The sequence below is a fragment of the Janthinobacterium sp. TND4EL3 genome (assembly GCF_900156175.1).
Taxonomy (GTDB): Bacteria; Pseudomonadota; Gammaproteobacteria; order Burkholderiales; family Burkholderiaceae_D; genus Janthinobacterium.
The window spans coordinates 171,128-195,558 of the sequence record NZ_FTMV01000003.1; the positions used below are offsets into that span (position 1 = coordinate 171,128).

Here is a 24,431-nt window from a genome sequence, read left to right on the forward strand (position 1 = left end):
TTTATATGAGCCAATATCAAGTCGCAATCATCGTCGGCAGCCTGCGCAAGGATTCCTTCAACCGCAAGCTGGCCGACGCCATCATCAAGCTGGCGCCGCCCGAGTTTTCCTTCAAGCACATTGAAATCGGCGACTTGCCGCTGTACAACCAGGATGACGATGGCGCGCAGGCCGAACAGGTGCTGCGCCTGAAATCGGACATCGCCGCCTCGCAAGCCTTGCTCTTCCTGACTCCCGAATACAACCGTTCTATCCCCGGCGTGCTGAAGAACGCCCTCGACCACGGTTCGCGCCCGTATGGCCAGAGCGTGTGGGGCGGCAAGCCGGGTGCCGTGCTGGGCGTCTCCGTCGGTGCCACGGGCACGGCCCTGGCGCAGCAGCATCTGCGCAATGTGCTGGCCTACCTGGACGTGCCGCTGCTGGGCCAGCCTGAAATGTTCATTCAGGCCAAGGATGGCCTGTTCGACGAGCACGGCGGCATCGGCCCGGCCAGCCTCGGTTTCTTCCAGGGCTGGATGCAGCGCTATGCGGACTGGGTGCGCAAGCACGCCGTGCATGCCTGAATGGCGTAGGCTTGTCCGGCGGGAAGGAATGGGGTAATAAACAGTTGTATATGGCACTTTGTTGCTGTATGGACATGTATAATGGGCGTTTTTTCAGGCGCAATCCCCCGCTGCCCCGTCCCTTTCATGCCGCTACAACCTGTGGCGCAACCTGTGTTGCGCATCAATCTGCGCCGTCTGATCGTGCTGGTGGCGTTTGCCAGCGCGGTGATCTCCCTGCTGAACAGCTTCCATGCCACGTATCAGGTGCAGCGCCAGCTGCTGATCGATACCACCCTGGAGGCGAATCACGCGTACGCGCAGAAACTGGCCAGCAGCACGGAGAATTTCCTGCAGGCGACGCGCCAGCAGCTGGCCTACAGCGCCCGCCTGCTGCCGCGGCATTTTGCCGATCCGGCCGCCCTCAAGGCGGAAGCGGAGCGCCTGCGCGGGCAGACCAACAGCTTCAACTCCGTCCTGGTGGTCAACGCGCAGGGAACGGTGCTGGCCGTGTCGCCCGAAACCCTGGCCTTGCAGAACAGCCAGCTGGCGTCGGAAGGCGCGCGCCAGGCCCTGCGCGAACGCCGGCCCCTGATTACCAGGCCCTACCTGTCCTCGGTCGGCAACCTGGTCGTTTTCATCTCCCATCCCGTCTTCGATGACGCCGGCCGCTACCTCGGCTACGTGGGCGGTTCGATTTACCTGAAGCAGAAGAACATCCTGTTCACGTTGCTGGGGCAACATTACTACCGCGATGGCTCGTATCTGTTCGTCGTCGACCGGAGCCGCCGGCTGCTCTACCATCCCGATCCCTTGCGGGTCGGCGAAGTGGCCGGCGACAACGCCGTGATCGACGCCATCCTGCGGCAGGAAAGCGGCAGCGGCAGCACGGTCAACAGCAAGGGCACGGACATGCTGGCCGGCTATGCCGTGCTGCCGTCGACGGGCTGGGGCATCGTGGCCCAGCGCCCGACGGCCGCGACCCTGGAGCCGCTGAACCAGCTGATGCTCAACACCCTGTGGCATTCCCTGCCCATCGCCTTGCTCAGCCTGCCGTTCATCTGGTGGCTGGCGCGCCTCATCTCGCGGCCCCTGGTGCAACTGGCCGAAGGCGCCAGCCGCATGGACGCGCCCGGCATGGCCGAGCGCATCGGCGGCATCCGCGCCTGGTATCTGGAAGCGGCGCAGATCAAGCGCGCCTTGCTGGTGGGAATGTCTTTGCTCCAGCAAAAGATCGGCAAGCTGAAATTCGACGTGCAGACGGACCCGCTGACGGGCTTGTCGAACCGGCGCGGCATGGCCTCCGCGCTCGACGCCTGGCAGGCCCAGGCGCGGCCATTTTCCGTCATCGCCATCGATATCGACCATTTCAAGCAAGTCAACGACCGCTGGGGCCACGCCGTGGGCGATGAAGTCATCCTGCGCCTGGCCCAGCTGATGCGCGCCTGCTCGCGCGATGCCGACGTGCTGTGCCGCAATGGCGGCGACGAATTCATCATGCTGCTGCCCGACGCCGACCTCGACGTGGCGCTGCAGGTGGCCGAACGCCTGCGCGCGCGGGTGGCCGCCGCCGAGATCCCCGGCGCCGGCCCCGTGACGGTATCGCTGGGCGTCGTGTCGTCCGAGCAGGCGGCGGGCAAGGCGGGCGGCGCCGACGCCGTGCTGCTGGCGGCCGACGCGGCCCTGTACGTGGCCAAGGAAAACGGCCGCAATTGCGTGGGCATCACGGAGCCGGCCTGAAGCGCATTTGTGCCTGACCGGTTTGACCTTGTCATTCGGCAAAGGTCAAACTGATCCTATGTTTTCTCCGATTTCTGAGTCTGTTATGTTTTGCCCGCAAAGCCTAGAGTGGAGGCCTGGGTAAAACAGACGTCACACGTCGGGAAGGCAACACATGTTAGGGCTTACGGCATTGGAACTGGCGCGCGTCCAGTTCGGCTTCACCATCTCATTCCACATCATTTTTCCTGCCATCACGATTGGCCTGGCCAGTTACCTGACGGTGCTGGAAGCGGCGTGGCTGCGCACGCAGGACGCCGTGTACCGCGACCTGTACCACTTCTGGTCGAAGATTTTCGCCGTCAATTTCGGCATGGGCGTCGTCTCCGGTCTCGTCATGGCCTACCAGTTCGGCACCAACTGGAGCTTCTTTTCCGATTTCGCGGGCAGCATCACGGGGCCGCTGCTGGCCTATGAAGTGCTGACGGCCTTCTTCCTGGAAGCGGGCTTCCTCGGCGTGATGCTGTTCGGCTGGCACCGCGTCGGCCCCGGCCTGCACATGTTCGCCACGTCCATGGTGGCGCTCGGCACCCTGATCTCGGCCACCTGGATCATCGCCTCGAACAGCTGGATGCAGACGCCGCAGGGCCATGCAATCATCGACGGAAGGATCGTGCCCGTGGACTGGCTGGCCGTCATTTTCAACCCCTCGTTCCCGTACCGGCTGCTGCACATGAGCGTGGCCGCCTTCCTTGCCACGGCCTTGCTGGTGGTGGCCTCGGCCGCCTGGCATTTGCTGCGTGGCAACGACAATGCGGCCATCCGCAAGATGATGACCATGGGCCTGTCGATGCTGCTGGTCGTCGCGCCCATGCAGGCCGTGATCGGCGACCTGCACGGCTTGAACACGCTCGAGCACCAGCCGGCCAAGCTGGCCGCCATGGAAGGCCACTGGGAAAACAAGGGCGGCGAGGGCACGCCGCTGATCCTGTTCGGCTGGCCCGACATGGCGCGCGAGGAAACCCTGTACAAGGTGGAAATCCCCCGCCTGGGCGGCCTGATCCTCGCGCATGACTGGAATGGCACGATCCCCGCACTGAAGGACTTCGCGCCGCGCGACCGTCCCCCTTCCGCCGTCGTGTTCTGGTCGTTTCGCCTGATGGCGGGCCTGGGCATGCTGATGATCGCGCTGGGCATCTGGAGCGCGTGGCTGCGCTGGCGCGGCACGCTGTGGCGCTCGCGCCTGTTCCTGCGCTGCGCGCTGTGGATGGGGCCCAGCGGCCTGGTGGCCATGCTGGCCGGCTGGTACACGACGGAAATCGGCCGCCAGCCGTGGACCGTGTACGGCTTGCTGCGCACGCAAGACGCCGTCTCGGCGCACGGCGCCACGCAGCTGGGTATCACCCTGGTGTTCTTTGTCATCATCTATTTTGCCGTGTTCGGCACGGGCATCGGCTACCTGCTGCGCCTGATCCGCGTGGGACCGCAGCCGCACGAAGGGGAGAGCGTCGAACACGGCGGCCCCGGCCAGGAACGCACGCCCGCGCGGCCTATCTCTGCCGCGCATCTTGAAGAACCAGCACGAGGAGGAAATTCGCATGGGCATTGATCTGCCACTACTGTGGGCCGTCATTATCCTGTTCAGCATCATGATGTACGTGGTGATGGATGGCTTTGACCTGGGCATCGGCATCCTGTACCCGTTTTTCCAGGACAAGAGCGAGCGCGACGTGATGATGAATACGGTGGCGCCCGTCTGGGACGGCAATGAAACCTGGCTGGTGCTGGGCGGCGCCGGCATGCTGGCGGCCTTTCCGCTCGCCTATGCCGTGGTGCTCAGCGCCTGCTATTTGCCGCTCAGCTTCATGCTGATGGGCTTGATCTTCCGCGGCGTGGCCTTCGAATTCCGCTTCAAGGCGCGCGAGCACGAGCGCCATGTGTGGGACAAGGCGTTTATCCTCGGCTCGGTGGCGGCCGCCTTCTTCCAGGGCGTGACCCTGGGCGCCTACATCCAGGGCATGCCGGTGGAGGGGCGCAGCTATGCGGGCGGCGCGCTGGACTGGCTCACGCCGTTCTCGCTGTTCACGGGCGCGGGACTGGTGGCGGCGTATGCCTTGCTGGGCAGCACCTGGCTGATCATGAAGACGCAGGGCGGCCTGCAGGCGCGCGCGGGGCGCATCACGCGCGTGCTCGTGTGGCTGCTGCTGGGCGTGATCGCCGTCATCAGCGTCTGGACGCCGCTGGTCGACCCGGCCATCGCCGCGCGCTGGTTTGCGCTGCCGCAACTGTTTTGCTTCCTGCCCGTGCCGCTGCTGGTGGCGGGCGCGGGCTGGCTGCTGCTGCGCGCCCTGCGGCGCGGCCAGCAAACGGCGCCGTTCCTGTGCACGCTGGCGCTCGTCTTCCTCGGCTATACGGGCCTGGGCATCAGCGTGTGGCCCAACATCATCCCGCCGTCGGTATCGATCTGGGAGGCGTCCTCGCCGCCGCAAAGCCAGGGCTTTACCCTGGTGGGCGCGCTGTTCATCATTCCCGTGATCCTGATGTACACGGTGTGGTCATATTATGTGTTTCGTGGCAAAGTCTTGCCGGAAGATGGCTATCATTGATGAAACAATTTAAACAAGGGCAACAATCATGGCGGAAGCGACTGGCGTGGATGGCCGGCATCTGGCTGGCGAGCGTGGCCACCCTGAGCCTGGCCGCCTGGGCGATGCGCCTGCTGATGCGGGCGGCGGGAATGGGCAGCTGATGGCGCAGGTATCGCAGGTATCGGGCATCCGCTGCGAGGTCGCTGGCCAGCCCCACCCGCTGGCCTTGCTCGACTGCCGCGAACTCAATTACGGCCAGCACAGCGTGCTGCCGCTGCACCCGTTCCGCCTGAGCGTGCCGGAAGCGGCGCTGGCGGGACTGCTCGACGAACCGTTCAACAGTTTCGTGCAGGATTGCCGCGAAGACGACCTGCAGTACGAGGAAAGCGACTTGCCCGAGCTCATGCAGGCCGGCTACCCCGACATCACGGCCATGCTGGCGGGTCACCGGCCGCTGCTGGCCGACATGATGTACGACTTCATGATCGGCGACCTGATGCGGGCCATCGGGCGCGCCAGCGGCTACTGCCGGCCCCGCGCCCGTTGCGTGGGCGACGTGGAGGCGGCCGATGGCCGCGCGTATTTTACCGTCAATCAAGTGGAGAACATCCACTTTGCCGAGGGCCAGGTCGTCCTGGAAGGGCAGGGCTATTACGGCGCCTACGTCATCTGGCTGACGCACGGCGGCGGGCGCAAATAGGGGCTTGACCTTCCTCATGTGGGAAGGTTTATAGTCATGCCATGAACCGCGCCTTTTTCCGCTTTCTCGCCCGCTCGCTGCTCTGGCTGCTGGCCGTCACGCTGCCCTTGCAGGGCTTTGCGTCGGCCATGCGCAGCTGCTGCGTGGACGAGCTGGCGGCAGCGGTCACGGTCGCCGCCGTCGCGCCGGAGGCGCCCCAGTGCCACGACATGGGCGACATGGCCGGCATGTCCCACATGCAGGACCAGCCGCTGCACATGGCCATGGACGATGGCGGCGCCGGCCACCCTGGCCACGATTGCAGCAACCACGGCGCCTGCACCGTGGGCGCCACGGCGCCGCCCGCCATGGTCGCCCTGCAAGCCCTGACCCTGCGCGCGCCGCCCCCGGCGCTGGCGCCCGATTCCCTGTTCGCCGGGCATATCCCGCCTGGTCCCGAACGTCCCCCGAGAAGCACGCGCTCCGCCTGACCGCCCGTAACCCGGCGGTGCGGCCGCGGCACGCCCATCGCGGCCGTGCCGGCCGTCCCCCGCGTTCCGACGGCGCGCCCGCCGCGCCACACCCCGTCATTCAAGGAAATACTATGAAGCAATTAATCAGCCTCGCGCTGGCCGCCGGTGTTGCGCTTGCCGCGCTGCCGCTGGCCGCCGCTGCGCAGTCCCAGTCCCCGTCCGCCCCGCAGGAGGCGCAAGCGCCCGTGCCGGCCGTCGCCTACCGCTCCGCCTTCGCCGGCTACCGTCCCGCCGCCGAGGAGGACGCCACGCCCGACCAGGCCTGGCGCGCCCTGAACCGGAAAGTCGGCGACGCCGGCGGCCACATGGGCATGATGAAGATGGAGGGCCACAAGATGCAGGGCCACCAGATGGAAGGGCACACCATGCCGATGGAGAAGTCCAGCCCCAAGCCGGCTGCCCGGCCCGCCCCGCAACACCAGCATGAAGGACACTGAGATGGCACGTTTCACAAAATCAACTTGCCTGACGCCGCTGGCGCTGGCGGCCGCCTTGCTGCTCACTGGCTGCGCCAGCTTCAGCCCCGATGGCGGCATGCAGACGGTGTCCGCGCTGGCCGACGCCCGCACGGGCGCCCCCGCGGCATTGACGGACAAGGGCGGCGAGGAAAAACTGGCCTCTCTGCTGGCCCAGCCGCTGGACGCCGACAGCGCCGTGCGCGTCGCCCTGATGCACAACCACGGCATGAAGGTGGCGCTGGCCGAGCTGGGCGCGTCCGAGGCGGACCTGGTGCAGGCGGGGCGCTTGCGCAACCCGGGCCTGTCCTTCGGCCGCTCGCACGGCAGCCATGGCAATGAAATCGACCGGGGCGTCAGCTTCGACCTGGCGGGCCTCTTGACCATGCCGATGCGCGTGAACATCGAGCGGGGCCGTTTCGAGCAAGCCAAGCTGCAGGCGGCCAGCAGCGCCGTGCAGCTGGCGGCCGACACGCGCCGCGCCTACTTCAGCGCCGTGGCCGCCGTGCAGACGGAAGCGTTCATGCAGCGGGCGCTGCTGTCGGCCGAGGCGGGCGCCGAACTGGCCACGCGCCTGCGGCAGGCGGGCAACTGGAGCCGCCTCGACCAGGCGCGCCAGCAAGTGTTTTACGCGGACGCCGTCAGCGACCTGGCCCGCGCCCGCCACCAGGCATTGGTGACGCGCGAGCACCTGACGCGCTTGCTGGGCCTGTGGGGCAGGCAGACGGCGTTCACTTTGCCGTCGCGCCTGCCCGACTTGCCGGCCCAGCCGGCCGACGCGGGCAATATCGAGGCGCAGGCCATGGAGCAGCGCCTCGACGTGCAAAGCGCGAAACTCGACGTCCATGCGACGGCCAGTGCACTGGGCCTGTCCAAGGTCACGGGTTTCATCAATGTGCTCGACGTGGGCTATACCAACAAGAGCACGAGCGAGGCGCCGCGCGAAAACGGCTATGAAGTCTCGCTGGAACTGCCCCTGTTCGACTGGGGCGCGGCGCGCAACGCCAGGGCGCAAGCCTTGTACGAGCAGTCGCTGCAGCGCACGGCGGGCACGGCTGTGAAGGCCCGCTCGGAAGTGCGCGTAGCGTATTCGAGCTACCGCACGGCCTACGACCTGGCGCGCCACTACCGCGATGAAGTCGTGCCGCTGCGCAAGACGATCTCGCATGAAGTGTTGCTGCGCTACAACGGCATGCTGGCCAGCGTGTTCGAGCTGCTGGCCGACGCGCGCGAGCAGGTGGCCAGCGTGAACAGCGCCATCGAGACCCAGCGCGATTTCTGGATCGCCCAAACCGAATTGCAATCGGCCATCAACGGCAGCGGCCCAGGTGCGGCCACTGCGGCAAAGGAATAATGATGATTACACGTAGAAACTTTTTCATGAACGCGGGCGCCGTCGCCCTGAGTGCGGCCGCGGTGAGCCGCGTGGGTGCGGCGTCCCTGCCGGAAGCCGTCAGCATGGCCGGCGCGGACACGAAGGCGCCGCCACCGCCGCCGAACGGGCGTCCGTACAACCCCGTCGTCACCCTGAATGGCTGGTCCTTGCCCTGGCGCATGAACAACAACGTCAAGGAATTCCATCTGGTGGCCGAACCCGTCGTGCGCGAGCTGGCGCCCGGCATGATGGCCAACCTGTGGGGCTACAACGGCCAGTCGCCCGGTCCCACCATCGAAGTGGTGGAGGGCGACCGCGTGCGCATCTTCGTCACCAACAAATTGCCCGAACACACGAGCGTGCACTGGCATGGCCAGCGCTTGCCCAACGGCATGGACGGCGTCACGGGCCTGACCCAGCCGGGCATTCCTCCGGGCAAGACCTTCGTCTATGAATTCGTCGCCAAGCGGCCCGGCACCTTCATGTACCACCCGCATGCGGATGAAATGACGCAGATGGCCATGGGCATGATGGGTTTCTGGGTGACGCACCCGAAAGACCCGCATTTCATGAAGGTGGACCGCGATTTCGTCTTTCTGCTGAGTAACTACGACATCGACCCGGGCAGTTACACGCCGAAGATCATGACGATGACGGATTTTAATCTGTTCACCTTCAACAGCCGCGTCTTCCCCGGCATCGATCCCATGGTCGTGCGCCAGGGCGACAAGGTGCGCGTGCGCGTGGGCAACCTGACCATGACCAACCACCCGATCCACATGCATGGCCATGAATTCGAGGTGACGGGCACGGACGGCGGCTGGACGCGCCCCGAATCGCGCTGGCCCGAAGTGACGACCGACATTGCCGTGGGGCAGATGCGCGCCGTGGAATTCACGGCCACGGACCTGGGCGACTGGGCTTTCCACTGTCACAAGTCGCACCATACGATGAATGCCATGGGGCATGACGTGCCCACCATGATAGGCGTCGACCACCAGGGCGTGGCGGCGAAGGTCAACCAGCTCGTGCCCGGCTATATGGTGATGGGCGAGCGGGGCATGGCCGACATGGGCGAGATGCAGATGCCGATACCGGACAATACCCTGCCGATGATGGCCGGCGACGGCCCGTTTGGCGCCATCGGCATGGGCGGCATGTTTACCACGGTCAAGGTGCGCAAGGACCAGAAACCGGGCGACTACCGCGACCCCGGCTGGTACAAGCACCCGGCCGGCAGCGTGGCCTATGAATGGACGGGCGCCTTGCCGGAACCGGTGCGGGGCCAGGGCGCGGGCAAGGCGGCCAAAGGCGGCGTCGAGATGACGGTGCGCAAGCCAGGCGCACACGCGGGCCATTGATACGGGCCGCTGACACGGGCCGCTAATACGGGCCACTCAGCACCTGCCTGAACGGCTTGCCTAGCACGGCAAGCCGTTTTGCATGTTGCTATAAATCAATGAAATGTTGTTTAGTGACAATTTGAGCATTTTCCCCCTGCTTTTTTCTTTATATTCAATCTGAAGTCCCGTTGCGTACCGGCCGCCAGGCCATCGGAGGAATCATGTTGAATCGGATGAAGGTGGGCACGCGCCTGCTGGCGGCATTCTGCTGCGTGGCGCTGCTGGGCGCCATCGTGGCCGGCATCGGTATTTTCAACATGGGCAAGATCGACACCATGGCGGCCAGGATGTACAGCAATGAATTGCTGGGGCTGTCGTACATCAAGGAAGCGAATATCGCCCTGATCAAGGTGGGCCGCGCGCGCAGCAATTACCTGCTGGCCACAACCGCCGAGGAGCGCGCCACGCGCCAGGCCGACATCGGCAAATTCCTCGAATTGAATAAGACTTACCTTGCCAAGGCCGAACCGCTGTTCGTCACGCCGGCCGCCAAGGAACTGTTTACCCGGTTCGCCGCTGTCGAAGCCGAGTACATTGCCACCATGCAGCAGGCGCTGGCCCTGGCGGCGGGCGAACCGCTGGCGCAGCGCAGCGCGAACCTGACGCAGCTGCTGGACAAGACGCGCCAGCATGCTGATGAGCTCGACAGCGTGCTCGATAAATTGTCCTTGCAGAAAGAAGAGCGGGCCAGGGCGGCGGCCGAGCAGGCGTCCAGCGTGTACCAGACGAGCCGCACCTTCATGCTCGCCCTCGTGCTGGGCAGCGTGGCGGCCGGACTGGCGCTGGGCGCGCTGATCACGCGGGGACTGACGCGCCAGCTGGGCGGCGAGCCGGCCTATGCCGTGAAGATCGCCGGCGCCATTGCCGAGGGCGACCTCACCGTGGAGATCCGCACGGCCAGCCATGACGACGCCAGCCTGCTGTTTGCCATGCAAGCGATGCGCGACAAGCTGGTGGCCATCGTCAGCCAGGTGCGCTCGGGCACGGACACCATCCATACGGCGTCGAGCGAAATTGCGCAGGGCAACCTGGACCTGTCGTCGCGCACGGAAGAGCAGGCTAGTTCCCTGGAAGAAACAGCCTCCTCGATGGAGCAGCTGACCTCGGCCGTGCGGCAGAATGCGGACAACGCGCGCCAGGCCAATGCGCTGGCCGGCGCCGCATCCGACGTGGCCGGCAAGGGCGGCACTGCGGTGGGACAGGTGGTGCAGACCATGGAATCGATCAATGCCTCGTCGCGCAAGATCGTCGACATCATCAGCGTCATCGACGGCATCGCCTTCCAGACCAATATTTTGGCCTTGAACGCGGCCGTGGAAGCGGCCCGGGCGGGCGAGGAGGGACGGGGCTTCGCCGTCGTGGCGGCCGAGGTGCGCAACCTGGCCCAGCGCTCGGCCAGCGCGGCCAAGGAGATCAAGACCCTCATCGGCGACTCCGTCGAGCAGGTGGAAGTGGGCGCCAGGCTCGTGCGTGACGCGGGCCACACGATGGACGAGGTGGTTACCAGCGTGCGCCAGGTGGCCGACATCATGCAGGAAATCACGGCCGCCAGCGCGGAACAGAGCGCCGGCATCGAGCAAGTCAACCAGGCCGTGCTGCAGATGGACCAGGTGACGCAGCAAAACGCGGCCCTCGTGGAAGAGGCGGCGGCCGCTGCCGAATCGCTGCAGGACCAGGCGCAGACCCTGACGGAGCTGGTGGGCGTGTTCCGCCTGCACGCCCAGGCCGAAGGCATCGCCGTGGCGGCGGCCAGCAATGTCACGCCGCTGCGCCGGCCCGCGCCCGCGGCCAGGCCGGGCGTGCGCCGCCTCGCCTGACGGCGCAACACGGACGCCTGGGCTTGGTGGTAGGCTGTCGGTATTGCGCGTTTGCCACTTCCGGATTTTCCATGCCATCTGCTTTCCTGTCGTCCTTGTCTTGCTCGCTGTTGCTGCTGACCCTGGCGCCCCAGGCGCAGGCGCAGGATAGCGCTCCCATCCTGCCTTACCGGCCTTCCGTCGCCAGTCCCGCCCAGCTGCCCGTGCCGGGCCAGCTGGAATTCGAGGCGGGCGGCCTGCTGTCGAAAACGGACGACACGCGCCGCGCCAGCCTGCCCTATACCTTCAAGCTGGCGTTTACGCCCGAATGGGGCTTGCTGCTGCAAGGCGAAGGTGTCGTGCGCGCGCGCGATGCAACGGGACGGCGCGAGACGGGCGCGGGCGACACGACGTTCGTGCTCAAGCGCGCCTTTGAACTCGACAGCGCCACGGCGCTGGGCCTGGAGCTGGGCTGGAAGTTGCCCACTGCCAAGGACAGCATCGGCAGCGGCAAGAGCGATGTGTCGCTGAACGGCATTTTCAGCCGCGACCTGGGCGCCGTGCACATGGACGCCAATGTGAATGCCACGCGCCTGGGCGCATCGGACCCGGTGTCGGGCCGGGTGCAGACGGGCTGGGCGGCCTCCTTTTCCACGCCCGTCAGCGCGCGCTGGGGCGCCACGGCGGAAGTGTCGGGCACGCGTCTGCGCGGCGCGCCGGCCACGGCGCAGCTCTTGCTGGCGGCCACCTACAGCCCCACGCCGCGGCTGGCCATCGACGTCGGCATGGCGCGCGGCTTGACGGCGGCGTCGCCGGACTGGTCGCTGTTCAGCGGCCTGGTCGTGCCTTTGGGCAAGTTGTGGTGAGATTGCGACGGGATTCCTTATGTGTCCTTGCGCACAAACAGTTGGTCACACAAGGTCTACAATTGCGGCATAACTGATAAAAGGAGTGCCCCATGAAAACCCTCATTCTCGCCGCCGTCCTGCTGTCGGCAGCCACCGCCGCTGTCGCCCAGGTGGGCGTCTCCGTCACGGTCGGCCAGCCCGGCTTTTACGGCCGCCTCGACATCGGCGACTATCCCGCGCCGCAATTGATCTATGCCCAGCCCGTCATCGTGCAGCGCCCGCAGTACTACACCGGCCATCCGATCTACCTGCGCGTGCCGCCCGGCCATGCGAAACACTGGTCCAAGCACTGCCGCAAGTATAATGCCTGTAACCAAGAGGTATATTTCGTACAAGATAGTTGGTATAACAACCAGTATGTGCCCCGTTACCGCCAGCAGCACGGCGACCATGGCCGCCCCGACTACCGCGACCGCGACCGTCATGACGACCGCCGCGACGACCGCCATGACGACAGGCGCGACAAGCATGACAACAAGCCGGGCAAGGGCCACGGCAACGGCAACGGCAATGGCAACGGCCACGGCAACGGCAACGGGCACAGGGATTAACACGCAGGAGGATATTTGCACAGTAAAATCGTCATCGTAGGGGGAGGAGCAGGCGGCCTGGAGCTGGCCTGCAAACTCAGCCGCAAGCTCGGCCCCGGCCACGTGACACTGGTCGACAGCCGTCTGTATCACATCTGGAAACCATCGCTGCATGAAGTGGCGGCCGGCACCCTGGATATCCACCAGGAGGGGCTGTCATACCAGATGCTGGCGCATGACAATGGTTTCACCTATGTCTATGGCCCCCTGATCGCGCTCGACGCGGCCAGCAACAGCCTCACCGTGGGCGCCATCGCCACCGACAAGGACGAGCAGCTCTTGCCGCAGCGCACGGTCCGCTACGAGCAGCTGGTGCTGGCCGTGGGCAGCACCTCGAATTACTTCGGCGTGCCCGGCGCCCAGGAAAACACGATTTCCCTGAACGCCACGGAAGACGCCGAACGTTTCCGTCTGACCCTGCTCAAGCTGCTGGCCATGGCCGAGCAGCGCCAGGGCGACGCGGGCAATCCCGGCGTCGACATCGTCATCATCGGCGGCGGCGCCACGGGCGTGGAACTGGCGGCCGAGCTGCGCGAAGCGAGCGGCGTGTATGCCGCGTATGGTTTCCAGAACCTCAACGCCATCAAGGACGTGCGCATCACCCTGCTCGAAGGGGCGCCGCGCATCCTGGCGCCGCTGCCCGAACGCGTCTCCATCGCCGCCTCGAAACTGCTGCACCAGCACGGCATCACCGTGGTGACCGAGACGCGCGTGACGTTCATCGACCCCGACAAGGTGACGGTGGCCAGCGGCACCAGCTATGCGGCCGACATCTGCGTGTGGGCGGCCGGCATCCGCGCGCCGGAATTCCTCGCTACGCTGGGCTTGCCCACCAACCGCGCCGGCCAGCTGGAAGTGACGGGCATGCTCAATGTGCAGGGCCACGCGAATATCTTCGCGCTGGGCGACTGCGCCGCCTGCATGGGGCCGGACGGCAAGCTGGTGCCGCCGCGCGCCCAGGCGGCCCACCAGCAGGCCGATTACCTGCTGAAAACCTTTTTGCTGCAAGCGAAGGGCAAGCCGCCGCAAACCAAGCCATACGAATACCTGGACTACGGTTCGCTCGTGTCGTTTGGCCGCACCACGTCGGTGGGCACGCTGATGGGGTCGCTGAAGGGCCTGAGCTGGTTCGTGGAAGGCTTTGTCGCGCGCATGATGTATGTGAGCCTGCACCTGATGCACCACAACGCCGTGCTGGGCGGCGTGCGCACGGCCGTCATGGCCATGGGCCGCTTCCTGATCAAGCGCAGCACGCCGCAGGTCAAGCTGCATTGAGCTGCTTGCTATCAGAGCAGAAAGGGGCCGCAGGGCCCCTTTTTATTTGCTGCGCGCCAGGGGCGCTGCCTCGCAGCGGGCCCGGGTCATGGGGAAATCGATCGTGGTGAGCTTGCCCTTCAGGGTACCGGTGATGCTGGCGTGCAAGATGCGCTCGCTGTCGCGGCGGTAGGTGATGCGGCTCGGAAAGTCATTGTCCAGGTTGGCGAAGATGAATTCATTCGGCTTGTCCTGGCGCAACAGGTTGAAGATCACGGGCGGCTCTCCCGACGGCTGCACGATGTAAGCGAGCTGGCCCGGTTCCGTCAGGCGGATCTGCACGAACTCGAAGGCCGTCGTCTTGCCGCCCTTGACGGTGCGGCTGGTGCCGAGCAGGGTGCCGCCGGCAGCCGTACTCCAGTGCTCCCCGGAACCGGGTTCGGCGCCGTCGACATTCCAGCAGCCGGCCAGCCAGGCCAGCTTGTCCACGGTTTCCGGCGGCGGCACGGTTTTTTCGGTAGCCTGGGCGTTGCCCAGAGTCAGCAGTGCTGCCAGCACGGCGGGGATCAGTCCTTGCATGCGGTCTCCTGTCATCGAATCGTTCTGCGGTTCGGGGTGCCCCGGCAGTGTTCTGGCAAGGACTATTCTTTCGGGCTAATGCGCGGCAAGACGACGGTCAGGGCCGTGCCGCCTTGCGGATTGGCCGCCAGATGCAGTGTGCCGCCCAGGTAATGCACGCGTTCGCGCACGGCGCGCAGGCCGTGCTTGCTCATTTCCACCGCTTCGCTCGCTGGCAGGCCCACGCCATTGTCCTTGACGGTCATCATCAGCGCTTCGTCATTGTCGTCGATGATGATATCGACTTGCGTGGCGTTGGCGTGCGCGGCGATGTTGCTCAGCGCTTCTTCCAGGGTGCGCAGCAGGGCCACGCCCACGTTGCGCGGGCAGATCAGTTCATCTTCGGGCAAGCTGCAGCGCACGGTGATCTTGTGCTGTTCGGCAAATTGCGTGGCCAGTTCGCCAAGCGCGACATTGACGCCGAGAAACTCCAGCTTGTCATTCCACAGCTTCATCTGCATTTGCCGGTTCGTCTCGATCACGTTCAGCAGCAATTGCTTCATGGTCGCCGCGCGGTCCAGCAGGGCCGCTTCCTGCGGCATTTTTTGCGTCAGCAGCGACAAATGCATGGTCAGCGCCGTCAGCGAGGAGCCGAGGCTGTCGTGCAGCTGGCGCGACAGGGCGCGCCGTTCATTGTCCCAGCTGGTGTTGACGTGACCCAGCAATTCGCTGAGGTCGGCGGCGCGGTCCGCATCGGCCTGGGCCGCTTCCTTGTTCGGATCTGTATGTGCGGACATGGCGCCCCGTGAAAATAGTGAAATGATACGACCGGATTCAAGGTGTGGATCATACATGAGGATTCCATCGCGGGGCGCATGGCTGGAAAATTTCTGTCTTTTCAGCAATTTTAATCTCCTCCCATCACTTTTACATGATAGACAATATTTTGGCTCTGTCCCCGCTAAGTAGGGGGAACGCCAGGAATTTTCCTCAGCCCCGGCTGTCTGACTGTACATATCGGACAAACGGGAGCCTTTCATGCAGCCAGTCGAATGGAAAACCTTCATCGCCCAGTTCGCCGCACTGAGCCGTCGCCAGCGTCTGGCCAGCGCCACCCTGCTGCGCGGGGCAGGATCGCAGAACGCCGCCGTGGCACTGGTCGAAAGCGTGGCCCGGCAGCGGCTACACTGTCCCGCCTGCAACAGCAGCCATGCGCACCGGCACGGCCATGCGCACGGACTGCAGCGCTACCGCTGCGTGCCGTGCGGGCGCACCTTCAATGCGCTCACCGGCACGCCGCTGGCGCGCCTGCGCCACAAGACCTTGTGGCTAGCCTACGCCGCCTGCCTGCTGGCATCGGCTTCCGTGCGCCAGGCAGCGCGACAACTGAACGTGCACCGCAACACCGCCTTCCGCTGGCGCCACCGGTTTTTGACGCTCGCCAGGACGGACCGGCCGCTGTGCCTGCACGGCATCGCCGAGGCCGACGAGCTGTATGTGCTGGAATCGGAAAAGGGATCCAGGCATCTGGCGCGTCCGGCACGCCGCCGGGGCGGCCACGCCCGCCAGCGCGGCATTTCCAGTGAACAGGTCTGCATCGTGGTGGCGCGCGACCGCACAGGGCAAACCCTCGACTTCGTCACGGGAAAAGGGGCGCTGACCAAGGTGCAACTGCATGCCTGCCTGCCACCCGTGATCGACAAGGACGTCTTGCTGGTCACCGACGGCCATGCCGCCTACCGGGCCTTCGCTGCGGAAGCGGGCATCAGCCACCAGGCCGTCAACTTGCACGCCGGCATCCGCGTGCAGGGCGCCGCCCACGTGCAGAACGTCAACGCGTATCACAGCCGCTTGCGGGAATGGCTGCGCATCTTCCATGGCGTGGCCAGCCGCTACCTGCCGAGTTACCTGGGATGGCGCTGGATACTGGACGCCGGGCGCATCCGCTCGCCAGAAGCGTTATTGAAAGCAACGGTGGGAGCATTCCCACACCTGACGGTGACATAGCCTTTTTGATTGGGCAAGCCCGCTTACGGCTGGACCGCTGCCGGCGGCGCCGTGTCCATTTGCCCGCTCACTTCCTGCAAGCCGCGCGCCAGGCTGGAGATGCTGGGGTTGTCGATGAAGACGCAGCGCTTGCCCGTGCGCTTGCAATAATCCTTCACGCGCCAGTAGGCGCTGTGGCTGATGCAGCCCGTCTGGCAAATCACCAGGTCGGCCGCCGCCAGGCTGGAATCGAGCAGGTTGGCATTGTCTTCCAGGCCGCCGTCATGGTGGGCGAACTGCGCGCCCACGCGCTCGATCAGGGCGCGGTAGGTGGCGACATTGCCGCTGCGCCCGCCCACGCACAGCACGCTTCGATCGACGAGGCGGATCGGCATTTTCAGCTTGCCGCCCGTGGGCACTTCCAGCTTGGGCGCCGGCGGCGGCGCGGCGGCGCCAGCACGCGGCTGGGCCTGTTTCAAGTCCGCGATTTGCTGGCGCAATTCCTTCTCGCGCTCATCCATCTGCGCCAGGCGTTCGACGAGGCGCGTGCGCGATTCCAGCGCGGGGACGGCGGCCTGCAATTGCGCCAGCTCAAGGCGCAACTCCTCGATGACGCTGTCCTTGCTGATCGAGTCAAACCGCGCGCGCAGCAGCATCGCTTCCTGGCGTTCCAGTTCGCCCGTCTTTTCCGTCAGCATGGCCTGGCTGCGCTGTTGCAGCCTGGCCAGTTCCTGCGCCAGGCGCGCATTTTCTTCCTGCAAGGCCGTAAATTTGCCCATGTCGGCGCGCACGCAGGCGCCCGCCTGGTGCTGGATCATGTGCAGGTCGCGGCACATCTGCTCTTCCAGTTCGGCATCGCAGCGCGGGTGCGTCAGGCCGGCCCAGAAGGCGCCGGCCACGTCGCCGTTGGCGACGGCCGCGCGCCACAGCTGCGCCACCTGTTGCGTGGACTTGGCGCCGCGAAAGCGCAGGATCACGGGCGCGTAGCGGCGTTCCAGTTCCTTTTGCAGTGCTTCGGACAGGCGGTTGCGCGCGCCGCATTCCGTCACGGCGCCCACGTGCACCTCGTAGTCGTCGGCCAGCACGCGCCCGCCCGTCATCTTGCCCACCAGCTTGCGCAGGTAGCCCAGCGGCAAACCGACGCCCACCAGCGGGCAATGGCAGGTATGCGACAGTTCCCACAGCCGGCGGCGGCGAGAAGCGAGCGCTGCCGTATCGGCCTCGCCGCTGGAACAATTGCTGATGACGGGCAGGGACGGGTCTTTGTCACACATGGCGATATCCTGTTGGGCGGTGGGCGGTGGGCGGTGGGCGATGTTGGAAAAATTATTGCGGCAGGGGCGAGGCGGGGCGCCTGGCGCTCAGCAGGCGTGCAAGACGGTCGAGCACGGTGGTCCTGGGCGGGGCCGGGCGGTGCTGGGCCACCAGGGCGGCCCATTGCTGCGACAGCTGTTGGCAGGTTGCCTGCAGCACGGGAGCCAGGTCGGGCAAGCCGGACAGTACTTGCAAATGGCGTTCGATGACGGCGGCCAGCTTGGCGCAGGGGCTGCCCGCATGGTAGTGCGACATCAGGTGCAGCACGGCCGACAGCATCAATTCCGGCTGTTGCCCCTTCGTGGAAGAAAACATCGAGTCAGTATGATCGTTCGCCATCAAACGCTCCTGTGCGGTGGTTTGGCTGGCTGGCGCGCGGGGCGCGACTGGCTGGCGTATGGGGTGGCTGGCTGCCGGCGCTATCAGGCAGTCAGGATCAGCTTGTTCAATTGGGTGACGCGCAGGCGGTAAATCTTGCCGCTGTGCTCAATCTCCACTTCGCGGCCCTGCTGCAGCAGCGCTTCGCTGGTGATGCGGCGCGCCGCTTGCGCCACGCTGACGGGAGGGCGGACGTGTGCGCTGGCGGCATCCTGGATCAAGGCTGGTTTTGAGCTTTGCATGTTGGCTTTCTTTGTCTCAGTTGAGAATGATTCGTATTTGCATTATTGTTGAATGTGGCCCGAAAAGCAAGGCTTATTTGTACCGGATGCAGGTTTTTTTTGACTGACGGGGGAGGGGGCTGGCGGGGCGTGGCGCGCAGCGGCGCCAGCGTGCGGGAGACGGGGGAGGACAGCAAAAAAGACCCGGCGAAGCATTGCATGCCTCGGCCGGGTCAAGCCTGTGCCAAGCTTGAGGAAGGGGGGGCTAAATGGTGGCCAGCAATTGCGCCGAGGCGTCGGCGGCAGCTGCCGCATCGGCTTTCAGCTTGGCGGCGGCCAGCTGCTTGGCGCGCGAGCGCGACGGCGGCAGGCGGCGCAGGGTCTTCAGGGCGTCCGGGTCCTTGATGCCGATGGTGCGCTGGTCGACCGTGATGAGGCCGATTTCATTGAAGGCGGACAAGGTGCGGCTCACCGTTTCCAGGGTCAGGCCCAGGTAGCTGCCGATTTCATGGCGCGTCATGCGCAGGTTGAACAGCTTGCTCGAATAGCCCATCTGGCCGAAGCGGTCCGCCAGCGAAACGAGGAAGCGGGCCACGCGCGCTTCGGCGCTGAGGGCGCCCAGCATGCCGATCATCGCCTGTTCGCGCACCAGTTCGCGGCTCATCACGCCATACATGACGTTTTCCAGTTCCAGGTGGACACGGCCCAGCGCCGTGAGCTTCTTGAACGGCAGCAAAATCAGGTCACAGTCGGACAGGGCCACGGCCTCGGACGAGTAATGGCGCGAGTGGATGCCGTCCACGCCCAGCATGTCGCCCTTCATGGGAAAGCTGAGTACCTGTTCATTGCCGAATTCGTCGATGAGCACGGTTTTCAGGAAGCCCGAGTTGACGATGTACAGGGTGTCGAAGGGCTGGCCTATCGTGTGCACGCGCTGGCCCGTCTTGAATTGCACGTGCTGGAACAGCAGCTCGTCGGCGGCGATGGTGCAGGCGCTGGAAATATGCAGCAAGTCGCATACTTCCTTCAGGTTCGACCATAGCCGCCCCTGGCGCTGGCGCCCCGCTTCCATCGGCGTGGAAGGGGGCAGTGCTGGTGAGGCAGGACGGTTTTCAGGCGTTTGCGTGGACAGCATGTTCATCTCCTGGTAACAGGTAATTCAGAGTTGACTGACGGAGTGCGCAAGGCGGCGGGCACGGCAGAGGGCTGGCGGCGCGCGTCCTGGCAGGTAATGCTCAATTCGCTGAAGACTTGCTGCGTGATGAAGTAACTTCCCAGCAACTTGATTACTGGTTTCAGTATGCCAACAACCGTATGGAATTAATATCAGCAGTGGCTGAATATGGCGGTAGGAGCCGTGGTAGCGGGTGTAGGATTGTTCCTACGCGCGGCCTGCGCCGCCTGGCTCAGGTCTTGAAGGGGGACAGCAGCCGGTGGGCCACGGCGTACTGCACCATTTCCGAAAGCGAACTCATGCCCATCTTTTGCATGATGCGCGTCTTGTGCGTGCTGACCGTCTTCACGCTCAGGTGCAGGTGGTTGGCGATTTCCGTGATCGACTTGCCGGCCACCAGCAGGGAAAAGACTTCGAATTCGCGGTCCGACAGCTGTTTGTGCAACAGGCTTTCATTCGGCATCATGATGTTGAGCACCAGTTGCTCGGCCACCTCGGCGCTGATGTAGGGACGTCCCGAGGCCACCATGTTGATGGCGCCCACCAGTTGCGTGCCCGCGCTTTCCTTGGTCAGATAGCCTTGCGCGCCGGCGCGGATGGCGCGCACGGCATATTGTTCTTCCTCGTGCATGGTGAGGATCAGGATGGCCAGCTTGGGCGCCTCGCTGCGGATTTGCCGGATCAGGTCCACGCCGCTGCGGCCCGGCATGGACAGGTCGAGCAGCAGCAGGTCGAAGCCGCCCTGGCGCACATGGTTGAGCACTTCGAAGCCGTCGATGGCTTCGCCCACGATGTCGATGTCCGGCGCGCCGTCGAGGATGCGCTTCAAGCCCTCGCGCATGATGGTGTGGTCGTCGGCAATCACAATGCGTATCATAGGCGTGCAATCTGGAAGCGTGCAATCAGCTCTGGCTGTCCGTGGACGGCCAAATGTTAAGAAACGAGAAAGGTTGTCATATTAACTGAAAATGGCCGCATGTCAGCCTGTTTCTCACTGTGCTGGCGCGGCCCGCCCCCGTTGCCATGTGACCCCTCATTGCGGCGAGGGTTCCTTGATCAGCCGGTGCACCAGTACGGGCAGTTTGGAATGCGACAGCACCTTGTTGGTGACGCTGCCCAGCAACAACTGGCCCCAGCCGCTGCGGCCATGCGAACCCATGAAAATCAGGTCGCAGTGCTGGAGTTGCGCCACCTCCACGATCTTCAGTGCCGGGCTGTCGGAAAACGCCGTCAGTCCCGTCGCTTCCAGCCCCCGCTTGGCGGCCGCGTCGAGGATGGGCTGCCAGTGGTCGGCGCCCGCCTTGCGCATGGCGATCCGGTATTCCTCTTCGCTGGGATAGCTGGGCGGAATGATCTCGATGTACACGGGATACTGGTATTCGGGCGCCACGTACAGGGCCAGGATGTCGGCATGCATCTGTTCGGCAAAGGCAACGCCGGCGCAGGCCGTCAGGTTGGAGACGGTGGAGCCGTCCGTGGCGATCAGAATTTTCTTATACATGGCAGCTCCTTGGGCAGTGGACCGGCGCGCGCGACTCCTCTTATTGTAGACGTGGCGCCAGCATTGTATTCATGTAAAGACTTGATAATTATCAATACTATTGCACCTTCAGTATAGACAACATTGGCAGAAAGATCGTGTTTTTGGCGACAATGGCGCTTGCGCGCGGCCGTTGCGCGAGTGGCACGGCGCGAGGATTTCTTCAGTGATGCGTGGTCTTGCCTGCACGCCAATGGTAGTATTTCAAAATACAACGGCAGGAACACTTATTTCCTGGTGGAAAAGCTCTTGCAAGCCTCCTTTGCACCAGTAAGCGCGTTTTGAGATTTACCAACAGGGCAGCGCCCTGCTACACTCGCACCATCGCAGCGGTATTGCCTCAAATCATCTTAATCGAGAAATTGCGGGTATCAGTCTGTAAAACGCACAGTTCAGGCGGAATTTTGACAAATTATGGAGAAGCAGGGATATGACCAACGCCGCTGATGATTTCGATGCATTATTCGATGAAGTATCTGCGCAGCGCGCGGCCGAGCCGGCGCCCGCGCCAGCCGCCGCGCCTGCTCCCGCCGTGATTGCGGAAGACGATTTCGACGCGCTGTTCGACTCCGTCTCGGCCAGCACCGCCGTACCGGTGCCGGCCGCTCCCGCTGCGGCAGCCGAGCCTGCCACCGCAGAGGCGGCGCCCGCGCATGGCGAAGCGGCCGACCCCGTCGACCCGTCCGACAAGCCGATGTTCGAGCGCCTGGGCGGCATTGTGCGCCTGCTGCACGATTCGCTGCGCGAGTTGGGCTACGACAAGGCGCTGACGGAAGCGTCGTCGCAGATCGTCGACGCCCAGGATCGCCTGGAATACGTGGCCACGCTCACCGAGCAGGCGGCCAACAAGGTGCTGAACACGCTCGACGAAGGCATGCCGGCGCAGGACGTGCTGTCGAAAAAGGCCAAGGACATGGACGGCCGCTGGACGGCCTTGTTCGACGGCAAGCTGAGCCTGGAAGAATTCAAGGCCCTGGCCGGCGACTCGCGCCAGTTCGCGCAAGCCGTGGCCGAGGCGACGGAAGCGGAAAAAGCGCGCTTGCTGGAAATCATGATGGCGCAGGACTTCCAGGACATCACGGGCCAGCTGATCAAGAAAGTGGTCAATATCACCAAGACGGTCGAAAACGAGCTGGCTCAGTTGCTGCGTGACAACGCGCCGGCCGAGGTGCGCGAAAAACTGGCGCAAAAGCCGGTGCCGCTGATGCAGGGCCCGTCCGTGCCGTCGGTGGCGCTGGACCAGGATAATGTAGACGACCTTCTTGCGGATTTGGGATTCTAATGGACGATATGCTCAAGGATTTCGTCGTTGAGGCGATGGATCTTGCGGTTAATGTTGAAGAGCACTTATTGCGTCTCGAACGCGATCCGGATAACAAGGAAACACTGAATGCCGTGTTTCGTTCTTTCCACACCATCAAGGGCGGCGCCGGCTTCATGGGCCTGCCCGCGCTGGTGGCGGCCTGCCATCTGACGGAAAACCTGTTCGACGCGCTGCGCACGGGCGCCGCGCCGGTGACCCCGATCGCCATCGAGGCGGCGCTGCAGGCGTCCGGCTTCGTCGCTGACCAGTTGACGGAGCTGGCCAATGGTTCTGCGCCGGAAAGCCTGCCGGCCATGCCGGAAGAGCTGGAACACATCCTCACCAACGCCATCGAAGGCAAGGGCATGGATGCGCCGGCGCCTGCCGCCGCCGTGCCAGCCGAAGTGCCCGTGGCCGAGGTCCTGGTGGCCGCGCCCGCCGCTGCCGCCGCGACCGTCAGCGCCGATGGCCTGGACTGGGAAGCCATGTATAACGCCGTCGTGCCGGCGGCCAGCCAGGTGGCCGCCGCGCCAGCCGCCGCTGCCGTCGTCGCCGCCGCCGCGCCTGCAGCCGCTGCAGCTGCGCCAGCCGCGGCCGCCAAGCCCGCCGCCAAGGCCTGGGATGGCGCGGAACGCCGCGAAGAGCGTCCCGACGTGCGCCATGCCGCGCCCGTCAAGGAAGACAGCATCCGCGTTGACGCCGTCAAGCTCGACGCCCTGCTGGAAGTGGCCGGCGAATCCGTGCAGGCCGCCAACCAGGCTGCCGTGCTGCTCGAACGCTTGCTGCAATTCAAATTCGAAGGCCAGGCCGCCACCCTGATGGCGACCCTGGCGGAAACCCTGGAACGCGCTTCGCGCTACTCGACGGAACTGCAGCGGGCCACCCTGGCCACGCGCATGCAGCCCGTCGGCCGTTTGTTCCAGAAATTCCCGCGCCTCGTGCGCGAACTGGCGAAAGACCTGGGCAAGGATGTCGAACTGACCATCGAGGGCGCGGAAACGGAAGTCGACCGCGTCGTCGTGGACAGCCTGTACGATCCGCTCGTGCACATGCTGCGCAACTCGCTCGACCATGGCGTCGAATCGCCTGAAGCGCGCCTGGCTGCCGGCAAGCCCGCCAAGTCGTATATTTCGCTCAAGGCCTGGCAGGAAGCGAACAGCGTCATGATCGTGCTGCAGGATGACGGCAAGGGCATGGACCCGGTCTTCCTGCGCAGCAAGGCGCAGCAAAAGGGCTTGATCAGCGAAAACGCGCAGCTGAGCAACGACGAATGCTTCCAGCTGGTGTTCCTGCCGGGCTTCTCGACCAAGGAAGTGGCGTCCAGCGTCTCCGGCCGCGGCGTGGGCATGGACGTGGTGAAGACGGCCGTGGAGAAAAACCGCGGCGCCATCCACATCGAGTCGACGCTGGGCAAGGGCACCAAGTTCGCCATCCGCCTGCCGATCGAACTGTCGATCGTGCCGACCATGCTGGTATCGACCTCGGGCGCCGCGCTGGCGCTGCCGATGGCCGTGGTGCAGCGCGTCGTGGAATTGCCGGAAACGTTCATGGAAGTGGGCGGCGCGCCCGTGCTGAAAGACCAGGGCCGTCCATTGCCCGTGCGCTCGCTGGCCGGTGCCCTGGGCTATGAATCGTGCAGCGAGCGCGTCGGCATCGTCGTCGCCGCGCCGCAGCCGTACATTCTCGCCGTGGAAGCCGTCGATGGCACGGCCGACCTGGTGATCAAGCCGATGACGGCCATCACCGTGGAAGGCATCACGGGCACGGCCCGCTCGGCCGAAGGCGAGCTGGTGCTAGTCGTGGGCCTATCTTTCCTGATGGATGGTTGCAGGGGAAGCGTGCGCATGGCTGCTTGATAACACAGGCCAGATCACGCCAAGCCCGCTGCAGACCTCTGCGGCGGGCTTTTTTTTCGGCTTTTTTCGATTTTTATTCGCCCCGCCGGCATTTTGGCGGATTTTCGTATCAGCAATTTTTTAACCATATCAGCAAGACAGGCCGAATTTTGTATCGCCCATCCCACGCCGGGGCGGCTTTTGGTTCTGCAATGCACAAAATATGGCATAATCATTGCCGATCCCTTCGATCAGTACGACAGATCACTTAAACAGGCTG

25 protein-coding genes are annotated in these 24,431 nt (G+C 64.7%); 17 read left to right on the forward strand and 8 right to left on the reverse strand.

What is annotated here, in order from left to right; translation table 11 throughout:
* Nucleotides 1-5 precede the first annotated feature (5 nt).
* The 14 genes from BXA07_RS06705 (at nt 6) to BXA07_RS06780 (ending at nt 13,863) form a co-directional block, all read left to right on the forward strand.
* Nucleotides 6-563 carry an NADPH-dependent FMN reductase gene (locus BXA07_RS06705; protein ID WP_076566762.1) on the forward strand — a complete coding sequence of 186 codons (558 nt, stop codon included), beginning with the start codon at nt 6-8 and terminating at the stop codon, nt 561-563.
* A 153-nt stretch (nt 564-716) separates the two neighbouring features.
* Entirely contained in the window at nt 717-2,282 is a 1,566-nt protein-coding gene (locus BXA07_RS06710) for a GGDEF domain-containing protein (protein ID WP_348532953.1), read from the forward strand.
* 154 nt (nt 2,283-2,436) lie between these two features.
* Nucleotides 2,437-3,870, forward strand: a complete 1,434-nt coding sequence (locus BXA07_RS06715) for a cytochrome ubiquinol oxidase subunit I (RefSeq protein ID WP_076566766.1) — start codon at nt 2,437-2,439, stop codon at nt 3,868-3,870.
* Entirely contained in the window at nt 3,860-4,867 is a 1,008-nt protein-coding gene (gene cydB / locus BXA07_RS06720; protein ID WP_076566768.1) for a cytochrome d ubiquinol oxidase subunit II, read from the forward strand. The genes BXA07_RS06715 and cydB overlap by 11 nt, the downstream gene beginning before the upstream one ends.
* A gap of 50 nt (nt 4,868-4,917) precedes the next feature.
* On the forward strand, nt 4,918-5,010 hold the full coding sequence (locus BXA07_RS31725) for a DUF2474 family protein (protein ID WP_348532955.1): 93 nt from the start codon (nt 4,918-4,920) through the stop codon (nt 5,008-5,010).
* Nucleotides 5,010-5,549 carry a hypothetical protein gene (locus tag BXA07_RS06730; RefSeq protein WP_076566771.1) on the forward strand — a complete coding sequence of 180 codons (540 nt, stop codon included), beginning with the start codon at nt 5,010-5,012 and terminating at the stop codon, nt 5,547-5,549. The genes BXA07_RS31725 and BXA07_RS06730 overlap by 1 nt, the downstream gene beginning before the upstream one ends.
* Before the next feature lie 41 nt (nt 5,550-5,590).
* The gene (locus BXA07_RS06735) at nt 5,591-6,019 is read left to right on the forward strand and encodes a hypothetical protein (protein WP_076566773.1); all 429 of its coding nucleotides are present in this window, start codon (nt 5,591-5,593) and stop codon (nt 6,017-6,019) included.
* Between the two features lie 113 nt (nt 6,020-6,132).
* Nucleotides 6,133-6,498, forward strand: coding sequence for a hypothetical protein (locus BXA07_RS06740; RefSeq protein WP_076566775.1), 366 nt, complete (start codon nt 6,133-6,135; stop codon nt 6,496-6,498).
* 1 nt (nt 6,499) lies between these two features.
* Entirely contained in the window at nt 6,500-7,870 is a 1,371-nt protein-coding gene (locus tag BXA07_RS06745; RefSeq protein WP_076566777.1) for a TolC family protein, read from the forward strand.
* Between the two features lie 2 nt (nt 7,871-7,872).
* Nucleotides 7,873-9,252: a multicopper oxidase family protein gene (locus tag BXA07_RS06750; protein ID WP_076566778.1), complete on the forward strand. Its 1,380-nt coding sequence runs from the start codon at nt 7,873-7,875 to the stop codon at nt 9,250-9,252.
* A gap of 203 nt (nt 9,253-9,455) precedes the next feature.
* Nucleotides 9,456-11,111, forward strand: coding sequence for a methyl-accepting chemotaxis protein (locus tag BXA07_RS31590; protein ID WP_083708074.1), 1,656 nt, complete (start codon nt 9,456-9,458; stop codon nt 11,109-11,111).
* Between the two features lie 71 nt (nt 11,112-11,182).
* On the forward strand, nt 11,183-11,956 hold the full coding sequence (locus tag BXA07_RS06770) for a hypothetical protein (RefSeq protein WP_076566780.1): 774 nt from the start codon (nt 11,183-11,185) through the stop codon (nt 11,954-11,956).
* Nucleotides 11,957-12,048: 92 nt separating this feature from the next.
* Nucleotides 12,049-12,549, forward strand: coding sequence for a hypothetical protein (locus tag BXA07_RS06775; RefSeq protein WP_076566782.1), 501 nt, complete (start codon nt 12,049-12,051; stop codon nt 12,547-12,549).
* Between the two features lie 15 nt (nt 12,550-12,564).
* Nucleotides 12,565-13,863, forward strand: a complete 1,299-nt coding sequence (locus BXA07_RS06780) for an NAD(P)/FAD-dependent oxidoreductase (RefSeq protein WP_076566783.1) — start codon at nt 12,565-12,567, stop codon at nt 13,861-13,863.
* Nucleotides 13,864-13,905: 42 nt separating this feature from the next.
* On the opposite strand, the gene BXA07_RS06785 is transcribed toward BXA07_RS06780, so the two are convergent.
* Complete coding sequence (locus BXA07_RS06785) at nt 13,906-14,421, reverse strand: DUF6265 family protein (protein ID WP_076566785.1); 516 nt, start codon at nt 14,419-14,421, stop codon at nt 13,906-13,908.
* A gap of 62 nt (nt 14,422-14,483) precedes the next feature.
* Nucleotides 14,484-15,197 carry a sensor histidine kinase gene (locus BXA07_RS06790; protein WP_076566787.1) on the reverse strand — a complete coding sequence of 238 codons (714 nt, stop codon included), beginning with the start codon at nt 15,195-15,197 and terminating at the stop codon, nt 14,484-14,486.
* 241 nt (nt 15,198-15,438) lie between these two features.
* Here BXA07_RS06790 and BXA07_RS06795 point away from each other — a divergent pair, with 241 nt between their 5' ends.
* Entirely contained in the window at nt 15,439-16,407 is a 969-nt protein-coding gene (locus tag BXA07_RS06795; RefSeq protein ID WP_076566789.1) for an IS1595 family transposase, read from the forward strand.
* 23 nt (nt 16,408-16,430) lie between these two features.
* Here the strand turns inward: BXA07_RS06795 and BXA07_RS06800 are convergent, their stop codons facing one another.
* From BXA07_RS06800 to BXA07_RS06825, 6 genes are all read right to left on the reverse strand, one after another.
* Complete coding sequence (locus BXA07_RS06800) at nt 16,431-17,660, reverse strand: DUF2325 domain-containing protein (RefSeq protein WP_083708075.1); 1,230 nt, start codon at nt 17,658-17,660, stop codon at nt 16,431-16,433.
* Nucleotides 17,661-17,712: 52 nt separating this feature from the next.
* The gene (locus BXA07_RS06805; protein WP_076566790.1) at nt 17,713-18,039 is read right to left on the reverse strand and encodes a hypothetical protein; all 327 of its coding nucleotides are present in this window, start codon (nt 18,037-18,039) and stop codon (nt 17,713-17,715) included.
* 83 nt (nt 18,040-18,122) lie between these two features.
* Nucleotides 18,123-18,320: a hemin uptake protein HemP gene (locus tag BXA07_RS06810; protein ID WP_076566792.1), complete on the reverse strand. Its 198-nt coding sequence runs from the start codon at nt 18,318-18,320 to the stop codon at nt 18,123-18,125.
* Between the two features lie 244 nt (nt 18,321-18,564).
* On the reverse strand, nt 18,565-19,371 hold the full coding sequence (locus BXA07_RS06815) for a Crp/Fnr family transcriptional regulator (RefSeq protein ID WP_076567127.1): 807 nt from the start codon (nt 19,369-19,371) through the stop codon (nt 18,565-18,567).
* A 334-nt stretch (nt 19,372-19,705) separates the two neighbouring features.
* Nucleotides 19,706-20,350: a response regulator gene (locus BXA07_RS06820; RefSeq protein ID WP_076566793.1), complete on the reverse strand. Its 645-nt coding sequence runs from the start codon at nt 20,348-20,350 to the stop codon at nt 19,706-19,708.
* 156 nt (nt 20,351-20,506) lie between these two features.
* Nucleotides 20,507-20,974 carry a universal stress protein gene (locus BXA07_RS06825; RefSeq protein ID WP_076566795.1) on the reverse strand — a complete coding sequence of 156 codons (468 nt, stop codon included), beginning with the start codon at nt 20,972-20,974 and terminating at the stop codon, nt 20,507-20,509.
* Nucleotides 20,975-21,443: 469 nt separating this feature from the next.
* On the opposite strand from BXA07_RS06825, the gene BXA07_RS06830 reads away from it, so the two are divergent.
* Together BXA07_RS06830 and BXA07_RS06835 are read left to right on the forward strand one after the other, a co-directional pair.
* Nucleotides 21,444-22,295 (forward strand): protein phosphatase CheZ, encoded by an 852-nt coding sequence (locus BXA07_RS06830; protein ID WP_076566797.1) that lies wholly within the window; start codon nt 21,444-21,446, stop codon nt 22,293-22,295.
* On the forward strand, nt 22,295-24,172 hold the full coding sequence (locus BXA07_RS06835) for a chemotaxis protein CheA (RefSeq protein ID WP_076566798.1): 1,878 nt from the start codon (nt 22,295-22,297) through the stop codon (nt 24,170-24,172). The genes BXA07_RS06830 and BXA07_RS06835 overlap by 1 nt, the downstream gene beginning before the upstream one ends.
* Nucleotides 24,173-24,431 lie beyond the last annotated feature (259 nt).

Coding starts and splice junctions, on each gene's coding strand:
- BXA07_RS06705 (WP_076566762.1), top strand. CDS start 6: ATGAGCCAATATCAAGTCGCAATCATCGTCGGCAGCCTGCGCAAGGAT.
- BXA07_RS06715 (WP_076566766.1), top strand. CDS start 2,437: ATGTTAGGGCTTACGGCATTGGAACTGGCGCGCGTCCAGTTCGGCTTC.
- cydB (WP_076566768.1), top strand. CDS start 3,860: ATGGGCATTGATCTGCCACTACTGTGGGCCGTCATTATCCTGTTCAGC.
- BXA07_RS31725 (WP_348532955.1), top strand. CDS start 4,918: ATGGCCGGCATCTGGCTGGCGAGCGTGGCCACCCTGAGCCTGGCCGCC.
- BXA07_RS06730 (WP_076566771.1), top strand. CDS start 5,010: ATGGCGCAGGTATCGCAGGTATCGGGCATCCGCTGCGAGGTCGCTGGC.
- BXA07_RS06735 (WP_076566773.1), top strand. CDS start 5,591: ATGAACCGCGCCTTTTTCCGCTTTCTCGCCCGCTCGCTGCTCTGGCTG.
- BXA07_RS06740 (WP_076566775.1), top strand. CDS start 6,133: ATGAAGCAATTAATCAGCCTCGCGCTGGCCGCCGGTGTTGCGCTTGCC.
- BXA07_RS06745 (WP_076566777.1), top strand. CDS start 6,500: ATGGCACGTTTCACAAAATCAACTTGCCTGACGCCGCTGGCGCTGGCG.
- BXA07_RS06750 (WP_076566778.1), top strand. CDS start 7,873: ATGATTACACGTAGAAACTTTTTCATGAACGCGGGCGCCGTCGCCCTG.
- BXA07_RS31590 (WP_083708074.1), top strand. CDS start 9,456: ATGTTGAATCGGATGAAGGTGGGCACGCGCCTGCTGGCGGCATTCTGC.
- BXA07_RS06770 (WP_076566780.1), top strand. CDS start 11,183: ATGCCATCTGCTTTCCTGTCGTCCTTGTCTTGCTCGCTGTTGCTGCTG.
- BXA07_RS06775 (WP_076566782.1), top strand. CDS start 12,049: ATGAAAACCCTCATTCTCGCCGCCGTCCTGCTGTCGGCAGCCACCGCC.
- BXA07_RS06785 (WP_076566785.1), bottom strand. CDS start 14,421: ATGCAAGGACTGATCCCCGCCGTGCTGGCAGCACTGCTGACTCTGGGC.
- BXA07_RS06790 (WP_076566787.1), bottom strand. CDS start 15,197: ATGTCCGCACATACAGATCCGAACAAGGAAGCGGCCCAGGCCGATGCG.
- BXA07_RS06795 (WP_076566789.1), top strand. CDS start 15,439: ATGCAGCCAGTCGAATGGAAAACCTTCATCGCCCAGTTCGCCGCACTG.
- BXA07_RS06800 (WP_083708075.1), bottom strand. CDS start 17,660: ATGTGTGACAAAGACCCGTCCCTGCCCGTCATCAGCAATTGTTCCAGC.
- BXA07_RS06805 (WP_076566790.1), bottom strand. CDS start 18,039: ATGGCGAACGATCATACTGACTCGATGTTTTCTTCCACGAAGGGGCAA.
- BXA07_RS06810 (WP_076566792.1), bottom strand. CDS start 18,320: ATGCAAAGCTCAAAACCAGCCTTGATCCAGGATGCCGCCAGCGCACAC.
- BXA07_RS06815 (WP_076567127.1), bottom strand. CDS start 19,371: ATGGAAGCGGGGCGCCAGCGCCAGGGGCGGCTATGGTCGAACCTGAAG.
- BXA07_RS06820 (WP_076566793.1), bottom strand. CDS start 20,350: ATGATACGCATTGTGATTGCCGACGACCACACCATCATGCGCGAGGGC.
- BXA07_RS06825 (WP_076566795.1), bottom strand. CDS start 20,974: ATGTATAAGAAAATTCTGATCGCCACGGACGGCTCCACCGTCTCCAAC.
- BXA07_RS06830 (WP_076566797.1), top strand. CDS start 21,444: ATGACCAACGCCGCTGATGATTTCGATGCATTATTCGATGAAGTATCT.
- BXA07_RS06835 (WP_076566798.1), top strand. CDS start 22,295: ATGGACGATATGCTCAAGGATTTCGTCGTTGAGGCGATGGATCTTGCG.